Source organism: Moorena sp. SIO4A5, from assembly GCF_010672005.1.
Lineage (GTDB): Bacteria > Cyanobacteriota > Cyanobacteriia > Cyanobacteriales > Coleofasciculaceae > Moorena.
Genome location: NZ_JAAHHZ010000398.1, coordinates 1 through 4,387, shown reverse-complemented (window position 1 = coordinate 4,387; position 4,387 = coordinate 1). Strand labels below are relative to the sequence as shown.

General features: G+C 43.2%; 4 protein-coding genes. All 4 read right to left on the bottom strand.

All coding sequences use genetic code 11. From position 1 onward, the window contains the following. Positions 1-96: 96 nt before the first annotated feature. Positions 97-210, bottom strand: a complete 114-nt coding sequence (locus F6K57_RS42305; protein ID WP_364305790.1) for a hypothetical protein — start codon at positions 208-210, stop codon at positions 97-99. A gap of 256 nt (positions 211-466) precedes the next feature. Next, entirely contained in the window at positions 467-1,456 is a 990-nt protein-coding gene (locus tag F6K57_RS37795; protein WP_293073555.1) for an isocitrate/isopropylmalate family dehydrogenase, read from the bottom strand. Positions 1,457-1,638: 182 nt separating this feature from the next. Then, complete coding sequence (locus tag F6K57_RS37790; protein ID WP_293073553.1) at positions 1,639-3,090, bottom strand: amidase; 1,452 nt, start codon at positions 3,088-3,090, stop codon at positions 1,639-1,641. 12 nt (positions 3,091-3,102) lie between these two features. After that, positions 3,103-4,281 (bottom strand): iron-containing alcohol dehydrogenase, encoded by a 1,179-nt coding sequence (locus tag F6K57_RS37785; RefSeq protein ID WP_293073550.1) that lies wholly within the window; start codon positions 4,279-4,281, stop codon positions 3,103-3,105. Positions 4,282-4,387 lie beyond the last annotated feature (106 nt).

The window sequence follows — 4,387 nt, the reverse complement described above, 5'->3', positions numbered from 1 at the left end:
CTCAAATCCCTCCAAATTCCAATGATAAAAATGCAACTGGGAGTCAATATATTGACTCCCAGCGTATGTTGGCTCCGGTGATAGCCCATTTCTGCTTTACCCTGAGGATGCAGCCACTGTTACGCCTAAAACCTTCGCTAAAAGTTGAGCACTAAAACAAATACCAAAAAAGGGTTTACCTGAGCTTAGAACTGTGGAAATCCAATCCAATTCAGTACGAAAAATGGGAAAGTTTCACTGTCGCGCTGATATCGCCACCAAGCACAATGGTAGCCTCATGGTCATCCATTGTGGTAGGGAGTGAATTTCCCTCACTTGGAATCCGGATATCAAGCTGATAACCACGCTGGTGCAGCAGATATCCAACTGGACCAGGATGAGTAGTAGATTGGTGGAATACAAATAGAATCTTTGGGTTTATTACTCTTCTTAACTAGGAAATGGCAACAACAGCTTCCTGTTGGATTTATAGTGTCTTTAACTCATCAATAATTTTCTCTACCATTGCTTTAGTCCCTACCTTTTGGTAGCGAGTATTTCCTCGATGTAAATCTGGTGTCCTGTAACCAGCAGCTAGAGTCTTTCTTACTGCTAATTCCAGGGACTTGGCTGCCTCTGGCAATTGGTAATAATACTCTAGACACATAGCAACAGCGTGAACCATGGCGATGGGATTAACAATATCCTTATCGGCAATCGGGGTAACTGTGCCATGATTGGTTTGGAAAGAAGAGAAACCATCAGGAGAAAAGTTACCGGAACAAGCTATAGAAGGCTCACCATGAATTGCCCAAGCAACGTCGTCCATCATATAGTCCATAAATAACTCAGGACCAACAATCACGTTGTATTGTTTCATGGGCAGATCATAGGGATCACTAGCTGTGTCAAAGTTTTTGCGCGTTCTAACATAATGAGCAATATCTTCAATACAAGGCTCTATGCGCCAGTAATTAATATTGGGATGAGCAGCAGCTTTTTCCTCAAAAACCTTTTCCCATAACTCCCCAATTGCCCCCAGCTTCCGAGTCGGCATTGCTAAGGTTAGGGATCCTCCTTTAGCCAATTTAAAGGAATAGTCAGCTAATCGCTCAACATCCTCTCTGTGATGGGTAATTTCTACTACTGCCTTGCCATTTCCATTATATTCACCGTCGCAGTGAAACAGACCAAAGGTGTTTTCCCTGACTAAAAATATTTCTAAATCATCTAGCTCTTGGGGAGAAAATCTGGTCAAGTCAGCAATTTCAGGAATCCCTTTAATGGGATTGATTTTGTAGTTGTGGTTAACTCGTTCCCGGGCTTTGTAAAGTACTGGTGCTTGTACTGCTCCTCGTAAAATACATCCACCAAGCTGTTCAACTTGTTCGTAGAAGTCGCACATTGCCTCATAAAAGGGCTGATGCCACACCTCTGTTTCTGCTTCTTTTCTCCACTTTTCGTTATCAAAGTGCAAGAAGTTAAACTTAATATCATAGAGTTATTCTACTGCTTTAAAGCAAGGCAGTACTGCATTAATCAACTCAGTACCAGTTCCACCACCAGCCATTAAGCCAATAAGTTTGGTTGCAGTTGTTGTTGTCATTTATTCTATCCTTTGTTTTTCAATTGTGTTGTTAAAAGATGTTCTAGTCTAGGTTAGTATCCAGGGGGACGTTGAAACAGTCCAGTAACCTGAGTTAATTTCTCGGCGATCCCTAGTAGTTTCATGTCGCTTCCTCGTCTTCCTACAATTTGAATTCCCATCGGTAAACCTTTTTTCGAGCGGGTAAAAGGCATGACCACAGCCGGGTTGCCAGTCAGGTTGAACGGCGTAGTATAAGCACCAATAGACATCATATAGGAAAATTGTTGACCATCTACCTCAATTGGTTTACCCATCGGGCAATGGGGAAAAGCGGGTGTAGGTGCAACTGGAACGAGTAACCCATCCCAATTATTCAAGAATCTTTCTATCTGGTTGATGAAGGTATTGCGCTGGGCAAGAGCTTGGACATACCTTTGTTGTTGAATCACAGATTTATCTAGTTGCAGGGCATCAAATTCCCATTGGAAAATACTGATGTAAGCTTCCCATACTGCAATAAAGTCAAAGTTTGGTGGGCTTTGTTGCTCTAGATAACAACCGATTTCCGTTAAACAAGAGGCTAATTTATCCATGGCAGCTCTAGTTTCGGCATCCGGAGGAATATCTCCAAAACTGTCTGTCCAGGCAAAGCGATAAGACTCGAGCTTATTTGGCAGTTTTTCTAATACTTCTGAGTGGGTAACATCTTTATCTTCAATCAGTGACAAGCACAGCCGTAAGTCTTCTAAAGAGCGAGCTAGTGGTCCTACTGTTTGTAGATGTCTAATACTTTTTGGCTGTCTTGGTAATTCTGGGATATGCCCAAAAAAAGACACTCGCTGCTCTGTTGGTTTCAAGCCAAACAACCCGCAAAAATGGGAGGGAATCCTGATGGAACCGCCACAATCACTCCCCAATTCCAGAGGTGATAATCCAGCGGCTAAAGCTGCTGCTCCACCTCCCGTACTGCCGCCGGGAGTGTATTCTAGGTTCCAGGGATTATTGGTGCGACCAAACAAGGGACTATTGGTTTGAAAATCTTCAGCTAACTTGGGGGTATTGGTTTTACCCAAAACAATAGCTCCAGCAGCACGCAATCGCGCCACAGCAGTTGCATCTTGCTCAGGAATATAATCTGCTAAAGGTTGGTAACTACTTGTGGTTCGTATTCCCTTGGTTTCCAAGCAATCTTTAATTGTTATCGGAACCCCATGTAATGCACCCCAACTATTTCCCTTTGCCAGTGCTTCATCAGCTGCTTTTGCCTGTTTTTGGGCACCTTCTTCATCTAAAGTGACGATCGCGTTTAGTGTTTGGTTATGTCGGGCAATCTGAGCTAAATGAGCTTTGATAAGGTCTTGACAAGAAACCTGGCGATCGCGGATAAGTTGGGCTAACTGATAGGCAGGTAAAAAAACTAACTCTTCATCTTTAGCACTGACTGAATTACTCCTATTACTATCTCCATTGACAGTATAGTTGCCCGCAGACGAGTTAACCTTGCTGTGTTGGATTTCTTTCATCTGTGTTCCTTGCTAAATACTTAAGCTCAGAATTTGTCGGACATCTTCAAGAGTAATATCTTGACGTTCCCCTAAAGGAACAAGATCGTGCTTGTCGAGACTCTCAATAACTTCTGATATACAGCTAGAATCTAGCCCATAATCTCGCAGACGAGTTGATAGGCCAAGGGACTCAAAAAAATTCCTGGTTGCCGAGATAGCTTGGCTAATGCGTTGCTCGTCATTGCCCTGAGTAATTCCCCAAACTCTTCGAGCAAACTGTAATAATTTGGCACCCTTGGTGTCCCGTTTGTATGTAAGTAAGCTGGGCATTATAATTGCCAGGGTTACAGCATGGTCAAGCCCATATAAAGCTGTTAGCTCATGAGCGATCATGTGAGTAGACCAATCTTGAGGAACACCAGCCCCAATTAATTCATTGTCAGCTATAGTGGCGCACCACATTAGGTTAGCTCGCGCATCGTAATCAGTAGGAGCGGCTAGGGTTTTTGGTCCTTCTTCAATTAGAGTTAGGAGAATTGATTCAGCCATGCGGTCTTGAAGGGCAGCATTGACTGGGTAAGTGAGGTATTGTTCCAGTGTATGAGTGAAGGAGTCAACTATCCCGTTACTGATTTGGTGTCGTGGCAGGGAAAAAGTTACTGTGGGGTCTAGTACGGAAAAGCGGGGAAATACTAACTCGCTTCTGCTCTGGAGTTTTTCTTGACTGGAACGTCTAGTTACGACAAAATAAGAGTTCATTTCTGAACCAGTCGCTGGCAAGGTTAGTACTGTCCCCAAAGGCAGTGCTGCTGTTAATGGAGCATTGGCAACTAAGATGTCCCACAAGTCCCCAACAAAGGGAACCGCCACTGCGATAAATTTGGTAGCATCAATTACAGAACCGCCACCGATAGCTAACAGGTAAGTTATCTCTTCAGTGCGAGCTAACTTGACAGCATCTAACAGTATTTCCAGCTCAGGGTTAGGGGTGATACCACCGAATTCTAGAACTGTATGTTTGGCAAGAGCAGCTTTGACTTGTTCATATACCCCGTTCTTTTTAATGCTGCCGCCACCGTAGGTCATTAAAACTCTGGCATCGGTGGGAATCTCATTAGCAATAGCTGCAATCTTCCCTTTACCAAATAGAACTTTAACAGGGTTGTAGAAGTCGAAGCAATCCATTGGGTTACCTTCGATAGTGATCAACTCAAACGTTTGGTTGGTTTTGGTTAGGCTATCTATAAACCTAGCTATAATCTACTATCAATATTACGAGCCTAGGTTGTCTTTTCTTTTCAGTCTTTTCATGAAA